The organism is Sporomusa sp. (assembly GCF_035561155.1).
Taxonomy (GTDB): domain Bacteria; phylum Bacillota; class Negativicutes; order Sporomusales; family Sporomusaceae; genus Sporomusa.
Genome location: NZ_DATMYD010000125.1, coordinates 19,235 through 40,125 on the forward strand (window position 1 = coordinate 19,235; position 20,891 = coordinate 40,125).

Annotated in this window: 22 protein-coding genes and 1 riboswitch; all 22 genes read left to right on the top strand. The window is 46.2% G+C overall.

The window, feature by feature from the left end; genetic code table 11:
* On the top strand, positions 1–834 hold the full coding sequence (gene dapF, locus VN447_RS16925; RefSeq protein ID WP_325526522.1) for a diaminopimelate epimerase: 834 nt from the start codon (positions 1–3) through the stop codon (positions 832–834).
* Positions 835–1,098: 264 nt separating this feature from the next.
* Positions 1,099–1,629 (top strand): hypothetical protein, encoded by a 531-nt coding sequence (locus VN447_RS16930; RefSeq protein WP_325526523.1) that lies wholly within the window; start codon positions 1,099–1,101, stop codon positions 1,627–1,629.
* A gap of 147 nt (positions 1,630–1,776) precedes the next feature.
* The gene (locus VN447_RS16935; protein WP_325526524.1) at positions 1,777–2,661 is read left to right on the top strand and encodes a YicC/YloC family endoribonuclease; all 885 of its coding nucleotides are present in this window, start codon (positions 1,777–1,779) and stop codon (positions 2,659–2,661) included.
* Between the two features lie 48 nt (positions 2,662–2,709).
* Positions 2,710–2,976 (top strand): extracellular matrix/biofilm regulator RemA, encoded by a 267-nt coding sequence (gene remA, locus VN447_RS16940; RefSeq protein WP_325526525.1) that lies wholly within the window; start codon positions 2,710–2,712, stop codon positions 2,974–2,976.
* Positions 2,977–2,997: 21 nt separating this feature from the next.
* Positions 2,998–3,645, top strand: a complete 648-nt coding sequence (gene gmk / locus VN447_RS16945; RefSeq protein ID WP_325526526.1) for a guanylate kinase — start codon at positions 2,998–3,000, stop codon at positions 3,643–3,645.
* Positions 3,646–3,661: 16 nt separating this feature from the next.
* Positions 3,662–3,868, top strand: coding sequence for a DNA-directed RNA polymerase subunit omega (gene rpoZ, locus VN447_RS16950; protein WP_325526527.1), 207 nt, complete (start codon positions 3,662–3,664; stop codon positions 3,866–3,868).
* 9 nt (positions 3,869–3,877) lie between these two features.
* On the top strand, positions 3,878–5,080 hold the full coding sequence (gene coaBC, locus VN447_RS16955; RefSeq protein WP_325526528.1) for a bifunctional phosphopantothenoylcysteine decarboxylase/phosphopantothenate--cysteine ligase CoaBC: 1,203 nt from the start codon (positions 3,878–3,880) through the stop codon (positions 5,078–5,080).
* Positions 5,081–5,133: 53 nt separating this feature from the next.
* A riboswitch (SAM riboswitch) is annotated at positions 5,134–5,245 on the top strand.
* 67 nt (positions 5,246–5,312) lie between these two features.
* The gene (metK, locus tag VN447_RS16960; protein WP_325526529.1) at positions 5,313–6,503 is read left to right on the top strand and encodes a methionine adenosyltransferase; all 1,191 of its coding nucleotides are present in this window, start codon (positions 5,313–5,315) and stop codon (positions 6,501–6,503) included.
* Between the two features lie 73 nt (positions 6,504–6,576).
* Entirely contained in the window at positions 6,577–6,804 is a 228-nt protein-coding gene (locus VN447_RS16965) for a heavy-metal-associated domain-containing protein (RefSeq protein ID WP_325526530.1), read from the top strand.
* Positions 6,805–6,815: 11 nt separating this feature from the next.
* Positions 6,816–6,944 (top strand): hypothetical protein, encoded by a 129-nt coding sequence (locus VN447_RS16970; RefSeq protein WP_325526531.1) that lies wholly within the window; start codon positions 6,816–6,818, stop codon positions 6,942–6,944.
* Positions 6,945–7,027: 83 nt separating this feature from the next.
* Positions 7,028–9,448, top strand: coding sequence for a primosomal protein N' (gene priA, locus VN447_RS16975; RefSeq protein ID WP_325526532.1), 2,421 nt, complete (start codon positions 7,028–7,030; stop codon positions 9,446–9,448).
* Positions 9,449–9,529: 81 nt separating this feature from the next.
* The gene (gene def, locus VN447_RS16980; protein WP_325526533.1) at positions 9,530–9,982 is read left to right on the top strand and encodes a peptide deformylase; all 453 of its coding nucleotides are present in this window, start codon (positions 9,530–9,532) and stop codon (positions 9,980–9,982) included.
* A gap of 4 nt (positions 9,983–9,986) precedes the next feature.
* Positions 9,987–10,928 (top strand): methionyl-tRNA formyltransferase, encoded by a 942-nt coding sequence (gene fmt, locus VN447_RS16985; protein WP_325526534.1) that lies wholly within the window; start codon positions 9,987–9,989, stop codon positions 10,926–10,928.
* Between the two features lie 13 nt (positions 10,929–10,941).
* Positions 10,942–11,724 (top strand): DUF116 domain-containing protein, encoded by a 783-nt coding sequence (locus tag VN447_RS16990; protein ID WP_325526535.1) that lies wholly within the window; start codon positions 10,942–10,944, stop codon positions 11,722–11,724.
* A 30-nt stretch (positions 11,725–11,754) separates the two neighbouring features.
* Complete coding sequence (gene rsmB / locus VN447_RS16995) at positions 11,755–13,098, top strand: 16S rRNA (cytosine(967)-C(5))-methyltransferase RsmB (protein ID WP_325526553.1); 1,344 nt, start codon at positions 11,755–11,757, stop codon at positions 13,096–13,098.
* 13 nt (positions 13,099–13,111) lie between these two features.
* Positions 13,112–14,164: a 23S rRNA (adenine(2503)-C(2))-methyltransferase RlmN gene (rlmN, locus tag VN447_RS17000; RefSeq protein WP_325526536.1), complete on the top strand. Its 1,053-nt coding sequence runs from the start codon at positions 13,112–13,114 to the stop codon at positions 14,162–14,164.
* Positions 14,165–14,259: 95 nt separating this feature from the next.
* Positions 14,260–15,021 (top strand): DUF3662 and FHA domain-containing protein, encoded by a 762-nt coding sequence (locus tag VN447_RS17005; protein ID WP_325526537.1) that lies wholly within the window; start codon positions 14,260–14,262, stop codon positions 15,019–15,021.
* 1 nt (position 15,022) lies between these two features.
* A complete protein-coding gene (locus VN447_RS17010; RefSeq protein WP_325526538.1) occupies positions 15,023–15,502 on the top strand; it encodes an FHA domain-containing protein in 480 nt (159 codons plus the stop codon).
* A gap of 5 nt (positions 15,503–15,507) precedes the next feature.
* Positions 15,508–16,221 carry a Stp1/IreP family PP2C-type Ser/Thr phosphatase gene (locus VN447_RS17015; RefSeq protein WP_325526539.1) on the top strand — a complete coding sequence of 238 codons (714 nt, stop codon included), beginning with the start codon at positions 15,508–15,510 and terminating at the stop codon, positions 16,219–16,221.
* Between the two features lie 2 nt (positions 16,222–16,223).
* Positions 16,224–17,489, top strand: coding sequence for an FtsW/RodA/SpoVE family cell cycle protein (locus VN447_RS17020; protein WP_325526540.1), 1,266 nt, complete (start codon positions 16,224–16,226; stop codon positions 17,487–17,489).
* Positions 17,479–18,903 carry a peptidoglycan D,D-transpeptidase FtsI family protein gene (locus VN447_RS17025; RefSeq protein ID WP_325526541.1) on the top strand — a complete coding sequence of 475 codons (1,425 nt, stop codon included), beginning with the start codon at positions 17,479–17,481 and terminating at the stop codon, positions 18,901–18,903. The genes VN447_RS17020 and VN447_RS17025 overlap by 11 nt, the downstream gene beginning before the upstream one ends.
* 12 nt (positions 18,904–18,915) lie before the next feature.
* A complete protein-coding gene (gene pknB, locus VN447_RS17030; protein ID WP_325526542.1) occupies positions 18,916–20,802 on the top strand; it encodes a Stk1 family PASTA domain-containing Ser/Thr kinase in 1,887 nt (628 codons plus the stop codon).
* The last annotated feature ends 89 nt before the right edge of the window (positions 20,803–20,891 follow it).

Genomic DNA, 20,891 nt, shown 5'->3' on the forward strand with positions numbered 1-20,891 from the left:
ATGCAGTTCACAAAGTGGCATGGATTGGGCAATGATTTTGTAATTATCAATAGCCAAACAGAACATATTACTGATTACCGCAAACAGGCGTTAGCCGTCTGCGACCGTAATTTCGGCATTGGCGCTGACGGGCTTGTCGTCATGATGCCATCAGACATTGCTGATTTTAAAATGCGCATATTTAACTCTGACGGTAGCGAAGCCGACATGTGCGGTAACGCTACCCGCTGCGTAGCCCGTTATCTCTATGAAACCGGGATGACTGATAAAACAGTCATCACCCTAGATACCTTAGCAGGAATTATTACGCCTGAGCTTATTTTTGAAAACGGTAAACTGGTGACAGTCAAGGTTGATATGGGCGAACCAAAACTTACCCGGGGTGAAACCCCGATGGCCGGCAATCCTGCAGAAAAGGCAATCAATGTGCCGATTGAGGTGGACGGCCAAACCTACCAAGTTACTGCTCTGTCAATGGGAAACCCGCACTGTGTCATTTTTGTCGATGACGTATCCAAAATCAACTTATCGATGATTGGTCCCAAAATCGAGGCACATAGCCTGTTTCCTAAAAAAACCAATGTTGAATTCATCCAAGTGATAGACCGGCATACCCTTAAAATGCGTGTTTGGGAACGCGGTGCCGGCATTACCAAAGCCTGCGGCACTGGTGCCAGCGCCGCCTTAGTTGCCGCTGTGTTAAACGGTCATACAGACCGTCAGGCAACCGTAAAATTAGACGGCGGCGATCTGTTTATCCTCTGGGCCGACAACAACCACATTTATAAATCGGGCCCAGCCGTTGAAGTATTCAGGGGAAAGTACTTACTGTAAAGAAAACACGGCTTGCGCCGAGCCTTTGGCGAAAGAGGAAGCCGATGTTGCCCTTATCCAGGAACAGGATAAAGAAAACCGGCTCACGCTGAGCCGGTTTTTATATAACTTATAAATTCAGAAAAAAGGGATTTTTTACACTTATGCGTAATATAAATACGCGAGGATATTTTGGTCATCGGAGGTGTTAAGGTGAGGTTTCTTTCTGCTTTTCTTAGCCTAATACTCCTGCTCTCAAGCCCTTGGCCCGCCGGGGCAATATCGTTGGTAAACAAAGAAGTCATCCTCGAAGCTCAAGATTATGGCGTAAAACGTAAACTACTGGCGCTTACCGATTTTCTTGCGCCCTGGCTTGTTTATGAAGAAAAGGCTCCTATTCTAAATGAAACAACGGAAAAGGCATATTTGTATACACCCTTTCTGCTTATAGCTAATGACGCCCGGGATAAAGTCAGGAGTAAGCAAGTCGTGGAGCTTGCCGACAGCGAAAAAATTTTAGCTGATTATGCAGGGTGCCTGGTTTTTAGTATAACAGCAAATGGTAATAGTCCAAACTTTACTGAAGGTATTCAAACAATCCTCAAGCAAGAAAAGAAAGTGGTCAAACCCTACCACGTGGTAGCCAACTCTCCGGTCAAAACACCCTGGTTTCCTGATGAACCACAATATACTGCCCATTCATATTTTTACTTTTCGGATAAAGACATTATGTTAAACAAACCTCTTACATTAATAGTCACGACCAAAGACAAACAGGAGCGCCGCTTTTACTTCGATTTGCCGAATTTTAAATGATTAGCTACCATAAATGGGGTTTATCTCCATTTATTTTTTTGGTAAAAAGGGATTTAGGACAAGCAACGCGAATTAACAGTAAAAATCTACGGGTTAAAATTGTATTATCAGTCAATAATAACATACGCAAAGGAAGGTGCAGTTTTCGTGCTAAAAAGTATGACCGGATTTGGCCGGGGTGAATATATCGATTCGACCCATCGAATTGTTGTTGAGATTAAAGCGGTAAACCACCGATATAACGAAATTGTTATTCGTATGCCCAAAGCCTTAGGCAGTCTGGAAGACAAAGTCCGCCGTGGTATTGCTAATACGATTTTGCGTGGCCGGGTGGACGCCTTTATTACCGTCGATGAATATGGTGAAAAGAAACGGACGGTAAGGGTTGACAAAGAATTGGCAATGGCTTACCATAATGCAATGAGAGAATTAGCCGGTATTCTTGAAATGCCAGCCAGCGATAATATCTTCCACCTTTCCAAATATCCTGATGTACTCAAGGTTGAGGAAGTATCTGAAGATGTTGAGAAACTGTGGCCCAAACTAGCAACTGCTATTGAGTCAGCAGTTATAAATCTTATGAAAATGCGCGAGGCCGAAGGAGCTAATATTGAGCGCGACCTCTTGGAGCGGGTTGACAAACTGTATAAGTACATTGCAATTGTTGAAGAGAGAGCGCCGCAAATTCTGGTTGAATACCGCGAGAGACTGCTAAACCGCATGCGGGAATTGTTAGCGGCTGTAGGAGCAGAGCCTGATGAAACCAGACTGCTCCAGGAAACAGCCATATTTGCCGATCGAACTAATGTTACTGAAGAAATCGTTAGACTTAAAAGCCATTTATCTCAATTCAAAGCGGCTGTTACAGCGCCTGAAGCAGTTGGACGAAAACTTGATTTTATTGTCCAAGAGATTAACAGGGAAACAAACACTATTGCTTCTAAAGCAAATGATTCTACAATTGCCAATGTGGTCGTTGAAATTAAAAGTGAGATTGAGAAGGTCAGAGAGCAAATCCAAAACATAGAGTAATATAGGAGCTTACGTCTAAATACCTATAAACGTATAGGAGGAGTCTTAATGGACATAAAATTAATCAATATTGGCTTTGGCAATATAGTATCTGCGAACCGGATTATCTCTATCGTCAGCCCAGAATCTGCTCCCATCAAGAGGATTATCCAGGAAGCGCGAGATCGGGGTATGCTTATTGACGCTACATATGGACGCCGTACCCGCGCAGTAATTATTACCGACAGCGACCACGTCATTCTATCGGCCGTACAGCCGGAAACAGTGGCCCACCGTCTAACTAGCAAAGATACCAGTGATGACTCTGCCGAATAACTGCTTGAAAGGAGATTGACTATGGCGCAGCAAGGAATTTTAATCGTTATTTCCGGTCCTTCCGGCACCGGTAAAGGTACTATATGCCGTGAGTTGCTGCGTAGCAATCCCCATCTGAAATACTCGATATCAGCCACTACACGCCCGCCGAGAGTGGGAGAGGTAGATGGGGTAAACTATCTATTCATTGGCAAAAATCAGTTTACGACCATGATTGATAATGGCGAACTGCTGGAATGGGCCGAAGTTTATGGCAACTTCTACGGAACACCACGCCATTATGTACTTGATCAGCTAAATAACGGGTATGATGTCGTGCTGGAAATTGATACCCAGGGAGCCATGAAGGTAAAGGATAATTTTCCGCAAGGTGTTTTTGTATATATCATCCCTCCCTCGCTTGATGAACTGGCTGATAGAATTTATAAACGCGGCACTGACAGTCTTGACGCAATCCAAAATCGTCTGAACTGCGCAAGCGGTGAACTTAGCCTAGCGCACAATTATCACTATATTGTGGTTAATGACCAAGTAGCCGCAGCTGTTCAAAAAGTCGAAACCATTATTACCGCTGAGAAATATCGGGCAGAACGCAATACTGATTTAATTGACAGCCTCTGTCATACAAAATGTACATGTAACGAGCACTGGGTACCTTCAAGTAAATAGGCAAGGGGGAGACATAATGATTAATCCGTCTTTAGATGTTTTAGTACAAAAAGTTGATAGTAAATACACACTGGTGGTACTTGCCGCCAAACGGGCGAGAGAGATTATGGACGGACAGCCAACTTTAGCTGAATCCAAGTCCAACAAGCCGGTAACAATTGCCCTGGAAGAAATTGCGCAAAACAAAATTACGTACGAACGTACTAAAACTGGAATTAAATAGGAGGAAACAATGTCCTCAGGTCATACTATTGTCATGGGGGTTTCCGGTGGTATTGCGGCCTATAAAGCCGTAGATGTTGTTAGCCGTTTAAAAAAGGCCGGCTGCAATGTTTATGTCATTATGACTAAATCCGCCACAGAATTTGTCACTCCGCTCACCTTCCGCGAGATAAGCGGCAACCCGGTTATTACCGACATGTGGGAAGAACCCAAAACCTGGAACGTTCAACATATCGCGTTGGCTTCTCGCGCAGATTTATTTCTCATTGTCCCGGCAACTGCCAATGTCATTGGCAAAATAGCGGGCGGCATTGCGGACGACATGCTTACAACTACAGTCATGGCCACAACAGCGCCGGTTGTACTTGCGCCAGCCATGAATACGAATATGTTTCTTAACCCGATTACTCAACAGAACTTAGCCAAATTAAAAGGGATAGGGTATCATATCATTGAACCTGCCTCCGGCATGTTGGCCTGTGGTATCGAGGGATCTGGCCGCTTACCAGAACCAGCAGTCATTGTGGAGAAAATAATTTCCCTATTACATACCCGCCATGCTCTTTCAGGCAAACGACTACTGGTTACTGCGGCTGGCACGAGGGAACCCATCGACCCTGTCAGATTTCTCGGCAACCGCTCCAGCGGAAAAATGGGGTATGCACTGGCACAGGCAGCAGCTGCACGCGGCGCTGAGGTTATTCTGGTTTCCGGCCCTTCTAGCTTGCCTACACCGCCCGGCATTACCGTGAAACGTGTAGAAACGGCCGCCGAAATGCGTGAAGCTGTTTTAGCTGAATTTGACACTGTTGATATCGTAATTAAAGCGGCTGCGGTTGCCGACTACCGACCCGAATTGGCAGCCGAGCAGAAGATAAAGAAAACCGGCGACACGCTGACCCTGAATCTGGTCAAAAACCCGGATATCCTGCGCGAGTTAGGACAACGGAAAAAACAACAGCTATTGATCGGCTTTGCTGCTGAAACAGAAGATCTTATGGCACACGCTCACGAAAAATTGATTAATAAAAATCTTGATATGATTGTTGCCAATGATGTTACATTACCCGGGGCCGGCTTTAACATAGACACTAATATTGTAAAAGTCATCCACAAAAATGGTGTGGTGGAAGAACTGCCTCAACTGAGTAAATACCAGGTGGCAGAAATCATTATAGACAAAATTTGTGCAATGTTGACAAAATCTACTTGATTTTTTTAAATAATTGGATTAAACTTTTTTTGGTGTGAAAATTGCATATCTTATACTCATCAAGAGTTGGTGGAGGGACTGGCCCGATGAAACCGCGGCAACCATTTAGCATTTTTACCTGCTAAAAACGGTGCCAATTCCGACGGCAAGACCGTAAGATGGGAGCGAAAAATCACGCCTCCCTTGCGGGGGTTTTTCTTTTTTAGATTAAAAACTAGGAGGGATAGTTATCATGGAAAAAAAACGTGTGCTCTTTACATCTGAATCTGTAACCGAAGGCCATCCTGATAAGATTGCCGACCAAATTTCTGATAGCGTGCTTGACGCTATTCTGGCTCATGACCCATCAGCCCGGGTAGCCTGCGAAACACTGGTGACTACCGGTATTGTGCATGTAGTGGGCGAGATTACCACTAATTGTTATGTGGACATCCCCAAGATTGTCCGTGAGACCATCAAAGAAATCGGCTATACTCGCGCCAAATACGGTTTTGACAGCGAAACCTGCGGTGTTTTGACCTCGATTGACGAGCAATCACCAGATATTGCTATGGGTGTAGATAAGGCGTTAGAAGCCAAACAAGGCGACATGGATGTTATTGAAGCTATTGGTGCCGGCGACCAAGGCATGATGTTCGGCTATGCCACCAACGAAACACCCGAGTATATGCCTCTGCCAATTGCCTTAGCTCATAAGCTGGCTCGCCGCCTGTCGGAAGTCCGCAAAAACGGTGAACTTGGTTACCTCCGTCCTGACGGCAAAACGCAGGTCACTGTTGAGTATGAAGATGGCAAACCGGTGCGCATTGACACCATTGTCGTGTCCACCCAACATAGCCCGGAGGTTGACCGTGAAACCATTGAGAAAGACCTAATCGCTAAAGTCGTCGTTCCTATCGTTCCCGGCGAACTCTTAGACGCCAAGACCAAATACTACATCAACCCGACCGGACGGTTTGTAGTTGGCGGTCCACAAGGTGATGCCGGCTTAACCGGACGTAAAATCATTGTAGATACATATGGTGGTATGGCCCGTCACGGCGGCGGCGCTTTCTCAGGCAAAGACCCAACAAAGGTTGACCGCTCAGCTGCTTACGCTGCCCGCTATGTGGCCAAGAATGTGGTTGCCGCTGGCTTAGCCGATAAGTGCGAAATCCAGTTGGCTTATGCTATCGGTATTGCCCGTCCAGTGTCTGTTATGGTGGAAACTTTCGGCACAGCTAAAATTTCCGAAACCAAAATTGTTGAACTCATCAACAAACACTTTGATTTAAGACCGGCCGGCATTATCAAATCTCTTGACCTCAGACGTCCCATCTACCGTCAGACTGCTGCCTATGGTCATTTCGGTCGCACCGATGTTAACCTGCCATGGGAGCAGACCGACAAAGCTGAAGTTCTGCGTAAAGAAGCTAATATATAAACTAATTAATTAGTGACCAATGGTAATACTAACTATGCTGGACACTCAATTCAGTAAAAAGGGAGGTATTCCGTTGGCTACACAGAAAAATACCAAACAATCCATTTACCGTGTTGGGGGCCTCAAAGGCGACCACTGCCGGGACCGTATTGAACATACGTTATCCCACCTTCATGGTGTCTCTTCAGTCAAGGTGGACTTAGCTTCCAAGCAAGTTGCGGTCAACCATGACGAATCACTTACCTCTAGCGGATATATTGAAGAAACCTTACAATCACTTGGCTACTCCATTCAGGGTTAGGGAGTGTGCTAATGAAGCTCCATTTTTCTCCGCTAAGAAGGCACCGGACTAAACGTTTTTTTAAGCGTTTGCCTATGGATACCGGGCTTGACTGGGAAATGGCCGCTCATTACCCCGAAAAACCGGTAGCAGGTATTTGACAATTAAAAGCGAATATATACTTTAGTTAAAAAGGGGACTTTACAAGTCCCCTTCTCTTTATTCGATAATAAGTGGTGAAAACATGTCAAATACTGCCCAAGTTATTGTTAATATTCCGGCTCGCAGCCTTGATAAGCCGTTTTCCTATATCATTCCCGCCCATTTACCAAATGTTGAGGTAGGCTTTCGGGTCCTTGTGCCTTTTGGTAACCGTAAGGTCGAAGGCTTTATTGTTGGTTTAGCGGAAGAAAACACTGAAAGCTTAAAACCCATTCTTGATGTTTTGGATAATTATCCCTGGTTTGACGGCAATATGCTGGAAACTGCCAAATGGCTGAGTGAATACTACCTGTGTTCGTTGGGTGAAGCCATGCGGCTATTTATTCCTGGCCAATCGGGTATCAAAACGCAAAAAGCTTATCAGGCACCTGCTGAGGTTAATTTTGAACAGGCTGCTGCTTTGCTGAACAACAAACCGGAAGAGTACCGTACTGCGCTTACTTACATATATGAGCGAGGCCCTGTCACACCGATTGACCTTACTAAGCTAACAGATAGCCCGGATGCTATGATAAAATTCTTTTTACAGCATAAGCTAATCGTGAACGCCGACACTGTTAGCAAACGCGGCAAGGCCAATGTAACCACAATGATTAATTTGGCTGTAAGCAGGGAAGTGGCCGCTCAAATTGAGCTAACACTGCCCAAAACCAAGGGAGCACAACGGCGGTTGCTCAATGCGCTGTTAACTACCGAAGAACTTAGCACCTCTCAATTGCGCAGTCTCAATATTACCCAAGACACTGTGAAAAAACTAGCGGAGCAGGGTCTCGTCAACACCCGCCGTGTGCCGGTGTTCCGAAACAGCTATGCCGGAGGGAGCCAGCAAGCGTCCGAAGTAACCTTGACACAAGAGCAGTCTCATGCGCTAAATTTAATTATTCCAGCAATTAAATCCGGACTCCACTCATCATTCTTAGTCCATGGTGTTACCGGTAGCGGTAAGACGCTGGTCTATATCAAGGCAGTCGCCGAGGCGAGACAGCTTGACCGCCAAGCCATAGTTTTAGTACCAGAGATTGCCCTGACAAGCCAAATTGTCGCCCGTTTCAAAGCTGCATTTGGTGAGGACGTAGTTGTCATGCACAGCAAGCTGTCGGTAGGCGAACGGCATGACGCCTGGCGCCGCCTGCAGGCAGGCGACGCTGGAATTGTCATTGGCGCGCGCTCTGCGTTATTTGCCCCAGTAAGCCGTCTAGGCCTAATAATCATAGACGAAGAACATGAATTTACATACAAACAGGAAGAAACACCCCGTTACCATGCCCGAGAGGTGGCGTTAACAAGAGCCAGACTGGCAGGAGCAGCTGTTGTGCTTGGCAGTGCTACACCTGCCGTGGAAACCTATTACAAGGCATTGCAAGGGGAACACTCACTAATTCCCATGAATAAACGGGTGGACGACACCCCCATGCCGGTGGTTACTGTTGTGGATATGCGTCAGGAACTGGCACAAGGCCGTCGCAGCGTCATCTCGCAGGCCCTGCAGGAAATGCTGACCGAAGCCTTAGCAAAAAAAGAACAGGCCGTTATCCTGCTTAACCGCCGCGGCTACTCCACATTTGTCCTCTGCCGTGAATGCGGCCATGTCCTCAAATGCCGCCACTGTGACATCTCGCTGGTTTATCACGCTCCGGCTAATGTTTTGCGCTGCCACTACTGCCAGGAGCGTCACGCCATACCAGACACCTGTCCGGAATGCAGCAGCCGGTATATTCGCTTTTTTGGTGCCGGCACGCAAAAGGTAGAAGAGGCTCTGGCCGCCCTATTCCCGTCAGCTCAAATTGTCCGCATGGACCAAGACACTACTGGCGGCAAAATGGCTCATGACAAGATATTGTCAGCATTCGCCGCCGGAACGTATGATATTCTCCTTGGCACCCAAATGGTGGCAAAAGGCCACGACATTCCCAATGTAACGGCAGTCGGCATTATCTCGGCCGATACTGCCCTCAATTTACCCGACTTCCGAGCAGCCGAAAAGACGTTTGCACTGCTGACGCAAGCGGCTGGCCGAGCTGGACGCGGCACCAAAATAGGCCGGGTAGTCATGCAGACCTATAATCCAGAACACTATGCCGTCACCGCCGGGGCAGACCATAATTATCAGGCGTTTTATCAAAATGAAATTGCTTTCCGCCGTCAGTTAAACTATCCGCCTTACGCAAATTTGATAAAAATAACTGTTCAAGCATCTGATGAAGTAACCGTTCACCGCAATGCTAACCAATTAGCGGCAGAACTTACTCAGTCACTTGCCGTGACAGATGCGTCAATTATTGGGCCATTTCCGGCTTCAGTCAATAAGATAAAAGATATCTTCCGTGTTAATATTCTCATAAAAACTCAGGTTTTGCCCACTATAACCAGACAGCTAGCCACCTTAGGTATAGCCAGCCGCCGCGACATCATTGTCGACATTGATCCGGTTAATGTCCTTTAGTCTGAGCTAGCTACTTTCATGACAAACGAAACTGTGGTAAAATTTTTCTAATGGTCTGATAGGTAAGAGGAGGTATACACATTGCCGGTAATGGAAATTAGAAAAGCAGGCGACAAGGTATTAAAAATAATGGCTATGCCTGTCGACAAAATTGACCGTAAAATTAAACACTTACTTGATGATATGGCAGAAACCATGTATGCCGCTGACGGCGTAGGGTTAGCCGCGCCACAGGTTGGAGTGTCTTGGCGCATAGTCGTCATAGACGTAGGCGAAGGTATTATTGAACTAATTAACCCTGAGATTGTTGCAAAAGAAGGTTGCGAAATCGGCACCGAAGGCTGCTTAAGTGTTCCCGGTATGTACGGTGAAGTTGAGAGATATGCTACAGTTACCGTTGAGGCCTTGAACAGGAACGGCAAGAAAATTCGGATTAACGGCTCAGGTCTGCTGGCTCGTGCTCTGCAGCATGAAATAGACCATCTTGACGGTATTTTATTTATTGAATTAGCAAAAACCATGCACAAGGGGTAGTTGAATGGGAAATTTACGTGCAGTATTTATGGGAACACCGGATTTCGCAGTGCCTTGTTTAGAAATGCTGGTCAAAGAAGGTTACCACATATCCGCGGTTGTCACCCAGCCTGATCGGCCCAAAGGCCGTGGTCAGAAACTTGCTTATTCGCCTGTTAAAGAAGCAGCGCTGGCATATAATTTACCAGTCTTGCAGCCTGACAGCATTAGAACTGATGAATTTTACAACCACATAGCAGAACTCTCTCCTGATGTAATCATTGTTGTCGCTTTTGGTCAATTCCTTCCCAAGAAAATTTTAGACATGCCGGCCTATGGCTGCATTAACGTGCACGCCTCACTATTACCCAAATATCGAGGCTCAGCGCCCATTCACTGGGCTATCATCCATGGGGAAACAACTACCGGTATTACCACTATGTATATGGATGTCGGCATGGACACCGGCGACATGATTTTAAAAGCTGAACTGCCAATTCTGCCAGCTGACACAACCGGCAGCCTTCACGATAAACTCAAAGTTTTGGGCGCTGTCGTACTTGCAGACACACTAAAACAGATAGAAGCTGGCCTTGCGCCACGTCATCCGCAAAACGAGGCTGAGGCTACCTACGCCCAGATGCTTAACCGAGATACCGAACGCATTGACTGGCATCAGCCGGCAGTAGCCATCCATAACCTGGTGCGAGGACTAAATCCCTGGCCAGTAGCATACTGCAGTCTTCAAAATAAATCACTGAAAATCTGGAAGACTAAAGTACATAACGAGTCACAACCCTGCACAGAACCAGGTAGAGTTGTGCAAATAACCAAAGAAGGGCTTGTTGTCGAAACCGGTAAAGGGACAATAGAGATGCTTGAGGTACAGCCTGAATCTAAACGGCGGATGAAGGCCAGTGACTGTGTTTGCGGCTATTGCCTTACAATAGGCAACCTATTTGAATAGAAGGTGGCAAAACGTGATTGAAGTAGTACATAGGCCCCGCAAACGACTTTTTTTGGCGCTCATTCTTATTAGTCTATTTTTAGCAATAGTATCCAGCTACGGTCTGTGGGTTGTCAGTTCACCGGGCTTAACTAATATCAGCAGCTATTTACCCATGATACTAGGCTTCCTTTTAGCAGCAGTCATTCTGGCCGCCGCCTGCGGTGTCTCTGGTATCCTGCTGGCTATTCTTGGATTTAGGACACTCGGCATCTTCCAGGGTCTGGCGTGGTCAGCCATCAATCTTTTATTCCCAATAGCCATCTGTATCGGGAAATTGTTTGATGTTGACAAAGAACGGATTGAACGGTCATTCATCGAAGTCAGTAACCATTTAATCTTGCAAAAAAACATAACTGTACAACCGGCCAAATTGCTAATTATGACACCTCACTGCCTACAGCAGGAGACTTGCCCTCACAAAATTACGCGCAACGTGTCCAACTGCCATCACTGTGGTCAATGTCAAATTGGCGATTTGGCAATACTTGCCGAGAGCTATGGTGTCCATCTGGCTGTCGTGACCGGGGGTACCTTGGCTAGAAAAGTAATAAAAAGTATCCGCCCGCACGCTGTATTGGCCATTGCCTGCGAACGTGACCTCACGAGCGGTATTCAGGATGTCTTCCCGCTGCCAGTAATTGGCGTACTCAATGACCGGCCGTTCGGGCCATGCTGCAATACACGAGTTAATCTCGCTAAAGTTGAACAAGCTATTCAGAGCTTTTTATCGAACACTCCTCAGAGAAAAATTTAAAGATGAGGCATCTACATGACTGCAAAAAAAATTGACGCCAGGGACGTCGCTCTCAAAGTGATTAACGACATTGAAGTAAATGGCGCTTACGCTAATATTGCCTTAGGGCAAGAGATAAACCGGCGGACATCCCAGGGGCAGCTTTCTGATCAAGACAGGCGTTTTATAACTGAACTGGTATACGGTACCGTTAAAGCCGGCGCTACTTTGGACTGGATGCTTAGCAATTACCTGAGTCGTCCGCTTACTAAAGTAGCGCCCATTATTAGAAACATCTTGCGATTAGGCATGTATCAGCTATTTTTTTTGGAAAAGGTTCCTGCTTCTGCAGCTTGCAATCAAGCAGTTGAATTGGCCAAGAAATACGGTCATGCCGGCACAGTTAAATTTGTCAACGGTGTTTTGAGGAATGCCGCCCGCAGCCCAGAAAAGATTGTTTATCCTGATCGTGATAAACAGCCCATAAGATACTTGGCACTCAAATACTTTCACCCCGAATGGCTTATTGAACGTTGGGTTAAACGTCTGGGCGCAGCCGCGTGCGAAGAGTTGTGTCAAATTAATAATAATACACCGCCATTGTCGGTACGCACTAATACAGTTAAAATTAACCGTACTGAACTCATGCAGCGTTTGACAGACGAGGGGGTAACGTGCCAGGTCTCAGACTGGACTCCAGAAGGTATAGTATGCTACGAACACCCAGGCCTAGGCTCACTTGCATCACTGCAAGAAGGTCTTTTTCAGGTACAGGACGAAAGCTCCATGCTTGTAGCGCATATCCTTGGCCCGCAACCTGGCGAGTTTGTTATCGATGCCTGCGGCGCTCCCGGCGGTAAAACCACCCACATTGCCGCCCTCATGAATAATACCGGAAAGGTATTATCTACCGATATTTATGAACATAAGCTGACTCTGACTCGAGAAAACGCTGGACGCCTAGGCTTAACCAACATTGAGACAAAAGCGCTTGACGCTGTCAACTTGGATAGCATGTACCCGCTCAAGGCTGACAGGGTTCTTGTAGATGCCCCCTGTTCCGGGCTGGGTGTATTGAGGCGTAAACCTGATTCACGCTGGCGTAAATCAGATGAAATCTTGCAGGATTTACCCAAATTGCAAGCCGCCATCTTAGCCAGCGCCGCCCAATGTGTAAAACCTGGTGGTGTTTTAGTCTACAGTACCTGTACGACCGAGCCTGAAGAAAACCAGAATATTGTCAATGCATTCCTACAAGCCCATCCTGCGTTTGCCCTTGAACCGGCAGGTCAATACTTGCCTGGCCAAAAGCGGTCTGATTCTATGCTGCAGCTCTGGCCGCACACCGACGGCGTAGACGGTTTTTTCATAGCTCGCATGACAAGGCAGAAATAAGGCGGTATCTACTATGGTAACTCTAGCAAAAACTGAATTATTTGGCTTGTTTGCCGCTGAGACTGCTGAGGCCATGAAACCATTGGGCCTTGAGCCGTACCGCGGTAAACAAATTGTTGAATGGCTATATAAACACGGGGTACGTGAGTTTGACGCAATGACCAATCTCTCCAAAGACCAGCGCGTCAAACTCGCTCTCAGGTTTACCATCATGAAACTTAGCCAAAAGGCCGCACAGCACTCCGTGGACGGCAGAACGAGCAAATTTTTAATAGCCTTTCCTGATGATATGGCCGTTGAGACTGTCCTCATGCGTCAGCCCTATGGCAATAGTGTCTGCATATCGACCCAGGTAGGTTGCGCCATGGGTTGTTCGTTCTGTGCCTCAACACTGGGCGGACTGGCCAGAAACCTCACTGGCGGCGAAATCCTGTCCCAAGTTCTATATATTAACGAATTATTAAAACAAGAAGATCATAAAGTCGATTCTATTGTCATCATGGGTTCAGGCGAACCCTTGGCCAATTACGACAATGTTCTTAGATTTATCCGCTTGATCCATGAACCATACTGCCTAGGCTTAAGCTATCGCAGCATAACGCTGTCCACCTCGGGACTTGTTCCGGAAATCAACAAGTTAGCTGAAGAAGCGATTCCAATTACCTTGTCGATCTCCTTACATGCTCCCAACAATGAGCTTAGAACCAGGCTTATGCCTATCAACAAACGATATCCAATTGAACAAGTGCTGGCGGCAGGGAATAGATACGCCGAAATCACAGGCAGACGTGTTACTTATGAATATACCCTGATTGCCGGCATCAACGACCAGCCAGTGCACGCCCGTGAGCTGGCTGCACTTCTCAAGGGGCGACTAGCTAACGTCAATTTAATCCCTATCAACCCAGTGCCTGAGCGCGGCTTGCTCCGTCCGGCACAGACCGATATTGTCCGGTTCGAGCAACTCCTAAAAAGCGAACATCTCAATGTTACTCTCAGACGGGAGATGGGGACAGATATTGACGCTGCCTGTGGCCAACTGCGGCACAAAGTATTGTCGAAATAATGGTTACTTTTGACTAGATTGGCAATATCGCGTATAATTAGACTAAGTTTTTTATAGATATCTAATTTACGCAATAATAGCGGGAGTGTTACAACTTGAAGTTTGTCCGCAATATCGAAAACTTTTTCGAAAAATACATTGAAGGTTTCTTTAATAAGCAATTTACCAGCGGTTTGCAGCCGGTGGAGATTGCCAAACAGTTGGCGCGAATAATGGAAGACGAGCGTACTGTTGGCGTTTCCCACGTGTATGTACCTAATCATTATTCCGTATATTTAAGCCGTGAAACCTATGAGCGGCTGGAGCCCTATGCGTCGGCTGTATGCGGTGAGCTTTCAGCTTATTTGACCGAAGAGAGTAGGCATAAAGGCTATACCATGGCCGGTGGCCCCCAAATTGAACTTTTTGCTGATGAAAATTTAATTAAGCAAGCGTTCCGGGTTACATCAAGTTTTACCGATGCTCCCTACGAGGAAACTTCCAGTCAGGCTGAAAGCGTGACCAGCGATACCAGGATATTTGATAAACTCAACCCGGCGCTCTTGGACCGTTCTCCGCCGCAACTCCTGCATGGACTCTTAACAGTGATCGAAGGACTTGATGCCGGTCTTAAAGTTGACTGCACCACAAACAGAATAAACATTGGCCGCCGTAATACGAATGAATTGCCTCTTACGGACATGAATACTTCGCGCTTACACGCATATATTGTTTACGAAGACGGCTGTCATGTTCTTCATGATGCCAAGAGTCTTAACGGCACTTATGTTGGTAACCATCGCATCACACATAAACTGCTAAAAAACGGTGACAGGATAAAAGTAGGCAACACTGTGATTTTATACGAGGTGAAGTGAATTGCCTGGTAAAATACAGGTCCTCAGTATTGTTATAATAGCCTTACAGTATAGTCTTGTACTACTGCTCTATTACTTTTTATACCGCGTAGTAAAGATAGCGTCCCAAGACTTAACCAAACTTACCTTGGAACCCCAGGCTTTAATAGTTCATTCTCAGCAAGAGGAGGGCGCTAGTATAAGTCAGCCGCCTAAGCTGATTGTTATTGATGACAGCAAAGAGTTATTGTCACAAACTGTATATCCCATAGTTGAAAGCTTAGCCATGGGGCGCAGTCAGCATAATGATTTAGTTATCAATGATACTTTTGTTTCCCATGAACATGCCTGTATATCTAAGTCGAAACACGTCTACCTTATAGCTGATTTAAACAGCACTAACGGTACATTGCTCAATGGTCAACGGATTGAAGAAGAGACTGCTCTGGCGGACGGCGATGTAATACAAATCGGGGCGGTTACTCTTAAGTTTGAGAGGTGACTTCCATGCTGGCATTTGCACAGTCAGACATTGGTATGGTACGCAAAACCAATGAAGATAGTTATATTTTTTCGCCGCCGCACTTATTTTTAGTTGCCGACGGCATGGGCGGGCATGTTGCCGGAGAAATTGCCAGCAACTTAGGAGCCAATACTATCCAGGAGTATATAAAAAAATGCAAACAACAATTTGATTGGGAACAAATTCTAAAAGAAGCAATTATTCAGGCCAATGCCATTATTTATCAAATGTCTCAATCTAAAAGCGAATGTCTTGGAATGGGTACTACGCTTACAGCGATATATGCGGAAGGCTCTGAAATATTCTGGGGGCATGTAGGCGACAGCAGACTGTATCTTATTCGAGATAATATACTCCAACAAATAACTAACGACCATTCGCTGGTTGGGGAATTAGTGCAGAGCGGCAGTATTACAGCTGACGAAGCACTTGTTCACCCGCACCGCAATATCTTGACCAGAGCGGTAGGAACCAGTGATACAATTTGCGTAGATTCAGGCAGGTTTTTACAACAACCAGGTGATCGCCTGTTGTTATGCACAGACGGACTTACTAATATGATGTCTGAACAAGAAATACTTAGCATCTGTTTGAGACCTGAGAACCCGCAGACAATTGTTAACAAACTTGTCGAACAGGCTAATCAGGCTGGCGGCTACGACAATATTACTGCAATAGTCGTAGAGTATAGGGATTAGCCATGAACCATACAAAATTATCCGAGTTTGGTCTTTTGGTTATGGCTGGTCTCGTTTTGTTAAACGGATACCTTGCAGTTTCATTAGCAAATAATCAATTTAGTTACCAGGGTCTTGGCGTTGTAGCCTGCTTGATTCTTCTATGGACGGTGACTGCGCTCGTGATTCGCCGTTCCTCAGGCTGTGCAGATCCGGTGCTATTACCTTTGGCTGTATTTTTAGCGTCCATCGGGTTAACAATTATCCTAAGGCTGCGCCCAGAACTTTTTTTGCCGCAAGCCTTATGGATGACTGCAGGACTAATCGCTTTTACTATTACTGTCATTGTTTTTCGCCAGGCCGAAGTTATCGCCAAATATAAATATTTATGCGGCATAACCGGTATAGCGCTTTTATTAATCACCATCACCTTTGGCGTTGACATTGGCGGCAATAAGAACTGGGTTATTTTAGGCCCAGTCCGATTTCAGCCGTCCGAGTTTGCTAAACTATTTATTATAATATTTCTAGCCGCTTATTTAAGCGAGCGGCAGCAGCTCTTAACCTTTGCCACCAGGCATTATGGTCCTTTTACCTTGCCGCATCCTCGTTTTATAGCACCACTTCTGGCGCTATGGGGGCTAACGATGACCATGCTTATCGTTCAGCGTGACCTAGGCTCAGCTCTGTTATATTTCGGCACTACAGTAACCATGGCTTATATGGCAAGTGGCCGACTAAGTTATGTATTTTTAGCACTTGGTCTATTCTGCGTAGGATCTACTGTATGTTATTGGTTGTTTCCTCATGTACAAGTCCGATTTGATATCTGGCTTAATCCTTGGGCTGACCCTACTGGGCGTGCCTATCAGATTGTTCAGTCATTATTTGCTTTCGGCTCAGGCGGAATCCTTGGAAGCGGTCTAACTTTTGGTTATCCTAATACCATCCCTGAGGTACATACAGATTTCATCTTTGCCGCTATTGGTGAGGAACTGGGACTAGCAGGCGCAGCTGCCGTAATCATCGCCTATATTCTTATGGTATATCGTGCCTTCCGTACATCGTTGACTTCACAAACGCCATTTACCATGCTGCTCTCCGGCGGCCTAGCCATACTTACGGCGCTTCAGGTTTTTCTTATAATTGGTGGAGTTACCAAATTTTTGCCACTGACCGGTATAACCCTGCCGCTCATTAGCTATGGCGGCAGCTCAATGGTCTCAAGCTTTATTCTTCTGGGTATGCTATTTGCCGTATCGGAGGCGACAGTGCCCAATGAAAAATAATACCATTCATGATCAGGCAATTCGCCGGAATATCCGTAAAGTAGCGCTGTTTTCTATGGGGTTACTTATTACACTGCTTGGTTATGTAACATATCTCCAAGTTATTGAAAGTAATAATCTTACCTTTAATCCGCTTAACCGACGCACAGCCGAGGCTTCTCTCAAGGTTGAGCGCGGCCAAATCACCGACAGTCATGGAAAAATAGTTGCGTTAAGCAAACTGACAGCCCAAAAGGAATATAGACGTGAATATCCTTATGACGTATTATTTGCTCATGTAGTCGGCTATGACAGCCCTAAGTATGGAAAAACAGGGATTGAAAGCATCTATGACGGCTATCTATCCGGACAGATAAATCCTGAGCGCCGGTTAGGAGCTATCAGTCAGTTATTTAAAAGTACCGCCGGGAACAATGTCACACTTACCATTGATGCACGGCTTCAGCAGGTTGCATATCAGGCACTTGGAACTAATCGCGGCGCCATTGTAGCCTTATCACCCAAAACTGGCGCAATTTTAGCCATGGTTAGCCGCCCCGGGTTTGACCCGGATAGTCTTGAAGCCGACTGGAATAATATCTCGCAATCTGCGAGCAGTCCTCTCCTAAACAGAGCGACGCAAGGATTATATCCGCCAGGTTCAATTATCAAAGTACTTGTAGCCGAAGCAGCATTAGCCGAACAAACGGCTAACAGCAAACGCGAGTTTAATTGTACCGGATCGCTTAAAATCGGGCCTGATTATGTACTGCCTGAGTCTGGTAACAGAGCTCATGGAAAACTCAACCTGGAAGAAGCTTTGGCAGTATCCTGTAATGTAACTTTCGGCCAGTTAGCGCTAGATCTTGGCCGAACCAAAATGGCTAAAAGCTTTGAACGTTATGGGTTTTCCCAGCCACTTAGAGGCGATATCTTAGAAAGCCCAAGTAAATTGCCTGATTTCAGCAGATTGGGTGATGGCGATTTGGCCCAATCAGGCATTGGTCAAGGAAGTCTACTGGTCACACCGCTAAGGATGGCCATGCTGGCATCAACTTTTGCCAATAGAGGAATTATGATGAAACCTTATCTAGTACAGAAAATTACTGCTCCTGACGGAACGGTAATTAGCGAAACTTCACCGGAAAAATGGCTGTCACCTGTAGATGCTAAGCTTGCCAACCAAGTAGCCCACATGATGGTCACTGTAGTAAAAGAAGGAACAGGAAGTGGTGCGGCAATTCGGGGCGTAGAAGTTGCCGGAAAAACCGGTACTGCCGAAAACCCGCACGGCTCTCCTCATGCATGGTTTATTGGTTTTGCGCCAGCTGATAATCCACAAATAGCTATAGCCGTAATTGTCGAAAACGCCGGTTCCGGTGGCAGCATCGCCGCTCCGGCAGCTCGACAAGTATTAGTACAGGCATTACGTTAAGGGGGTGAATTAATGCTCAATCGCACACTTGATGATCGTTACACAATACTAGAACGTATTGGCGGCGGGGGAATGGCCGATGTATACCGCGCTCACGATAAACTGCTTGACCGTTCCGTAGCCGTTAAAGTACTTCGCTCTCAGTTTACAGACGATGATGAGTTTGTAAGCCGTTTCCGACGTGAAGCGCAAGCAGCCGCCAAGCTTTCGCACCCTAATATCGTCAATATTTATGATGTTGGCCTTGATGAACAAGCCTATTATATTATTATGGAGTATATCTCTGGCGAGACGCTTAAGGATAAAATTGAACGAGAAGCGCCATTGCCTGTCGAGACTGCTGTACGGATATCCATTGAGATAGCTGAAGCGCTTGAACATGCCCATCAAAATAATTTGGTGCATTGCGATATAAAGCCGCACAATATTCTGGTTACCCGTTCAGGCCGCATTAAAGTGACTGACTTCGGCATTGCCAGAGCAGTTACTTCGTCAACTATGACTAATTCCGGCACAATTATTGGGTCAGTCCATTATTTTTCTCCCGAACAGGCCAAAGGTACTGCAGTAGGAGCCAAGTCAGACATTTATTCTCTTGGTGTCGTTCTCTACGAAATGCTGACAGGCCATGTGCCGTTTGCAGGCGAATCACCTATAAGCATCGCCCTGAAACATCTACAGGAAGAGCCCAAACCGCCCCGGGAACTAAACCCCGATATACCGCCACTCGTTGAGGCCATTGTACTTAAAGCAATGGCTAAAGATCCTGTAGCCCGGTTTAATGATATCGGCGAAATGATTGCAGATTTTAAGCTAACCCAGCATTATCTCAGAGATGATAGCACCCGTCGGTTGTCCCGCAATGACTTCCCCACACAGGTTCTACCGCAGGTAACAGCGCTGCCGGACCAAGGGAACCCCAATAAACCGGTGCAATCACATGTTACCACCCCTAATCCTGACGGAACAAAACTTACCAAATCGTGGATGTGGGGAATACTACTCTTTCTCTTAGTTGGCTCAGCACTTGCCGCTTTCTTAGGGTTCGGCAAATTTTGGAGCCTTAATGAAGTTACCGTACCGGACGTTGTCGGCAAACAGGTAGATACAGCCCGCAACATCTTAATTAGCAATAACCTCCGGGTTTCGGTTTCTGATGCCTTTAGCGACAAATTTCCGGTAGGCTATGTCATTTCCCAACAGCCAGAACCTGGGACAACTGTTAAAGAACAGAGAACCGTCACAGTCATTGTAAGCAAGGGCGGTGAGGTAACTGTAGTCCCCGATTTACGCGGACTTAACCGACGCGACGCTGAGTTGCAAATCAAAAACGCTGGGCTAAAATTAGGCCGGATTGACGAGCAATTTGCTCAAGATACACCGCTAGATACTGTTATCAGCCAGAATCCCCGGCCGCCGGCCCAAATCACTAAAGGTACAGCCATTGACATTGTTATAAGTAAAGGCGCCGGTCCTAAAAAAGTATCGCTGCCTGATTTCCAAGGATCACTCTTAAGTACTGTCACTACTCAACTGGAAAGCTTGAAACTAAAACAAGGAAAAGTAACCGAAACGCCTAATGACAAATATCCGCCTGGAACCATTATCGGCCAGAATCCGCCCCCAGCTACTGAAGTAGCTGAAGGTACAGCAATCGACTTTTCTGTCGCCAAAGGCGTACCCGGAGCTGTCAAAAGAGCAATGGTTCAGATAACAGTACCTGATGGCCCAAGCCGTCAACCACTGCAAATCGTGGTTACAGATGCCAATGGCCGCCGTGTTGTCTATGAAGGCACACACAAACCTGGAGAGCGAGTAGAAAAAACAGTAGAAGGTATCGGCCAAGTTCGCGTTCAGGTTTATATAAACGAGAAGCTATTACAGGAACAAACAATATAGAGACTGGTTGAAAACGCCCATCTGCGTCGTTGCTCCTGCGAGCACTCACTCAGCGTACTACCCCTGTACGCCTTCGTTCGTGTTCTCGT

Bases quoted from the DNA above. Each gene is read 5' to 3' on its own strand.
- dapF (WP_325526522.1), top strand. From the start codon at position 1: ATGCAGTTCACAAAGTGGCATGGATTGGGCAATGATTTTGTAATTATC.
- remA (WP_325526525.1), top strand. From the start codon at position 2,710: ATGGACATAAAATTAATCAATATTGGCTTTGGCAATATAGTATCTGCG.
- gmk (WP_325526526.1), top strand. From the start codon at position 2,998: ATGGCGCAGCAAGGAATTTTAATCGTTATTTCCGGTCCTTCCGGCACC.
- rpoZ (WP_325526527.1), top strand. From the start codon at position 3,662: ATGATTAATCCGTCTTTAGATGTTTTAGTACAAAAAGTTGATAGTAAA.
- coaBC (WP_325526528.1), top strand. From the start codon at position 3,878: ATGTCCTCAGGTCATACTATTGTCATGGGGGTTTCCGGTGGTATTGCG.
- metK (WP_325526529.1), top strand. From the start codon at position 5,313: ATGGAAAAAAAACGTGTGCTCTTTACATCTGAATCTGTAACCGAAGGC.
- VN447_RS16970 (WP_325526531.1), top strand. From the start codon at position 6,816: ATGAAGCTCCATTTTTCTCCGCTAAGAAGGCACCGGACTAAACGTTTT.
- priA (WP_325526532.1), top strand. From the start codon at position 7,028: ATGTCAAATACTGCCCAAGTTATTGTTAATATTCCGGCTCGCAGCCTT.
- fmt (WP_325526534.1), top strand. From the start codon at position 9,987: ATGGGAAATTTACGTGCAGTATTTATGGGAACACCGGATTTCGCAGTG.
- rlmN (WP_325526536.1), top strand. From the start codon at position 13,112: ATGGTAACTCTAGCAAAAACTGAATTATTTGGCTTGTTTGCCGCTGAG.
- VN447_RS17015 (WP_325526539.1), top strand. From the start codon at position 15,508: ATGCTGGCATTTGCACAGTCAGACATTGGTATGGTACGCAAAACCAAT.
- VN447_RS17020 (WP_325526540.1), top strand. From the start codon at position 16,224: ATGAACCATACAAAATTATCCGAGTTTGGTCTTTTGGTTATGGCTGGT.
- VN447_RS17025 (WP_325526541.1), top strand. From the start codon at position 17,479: ATGAAAAATAATACCATTCATGATCAGGCAATTCGCCGGAATATCCGT.
- pknB (WP_325526542.1), top strand. From the start codon at position 18,916: ATGCTCAATCGCACACTTGATGATCGTTACACAATACTAGAACGTATT.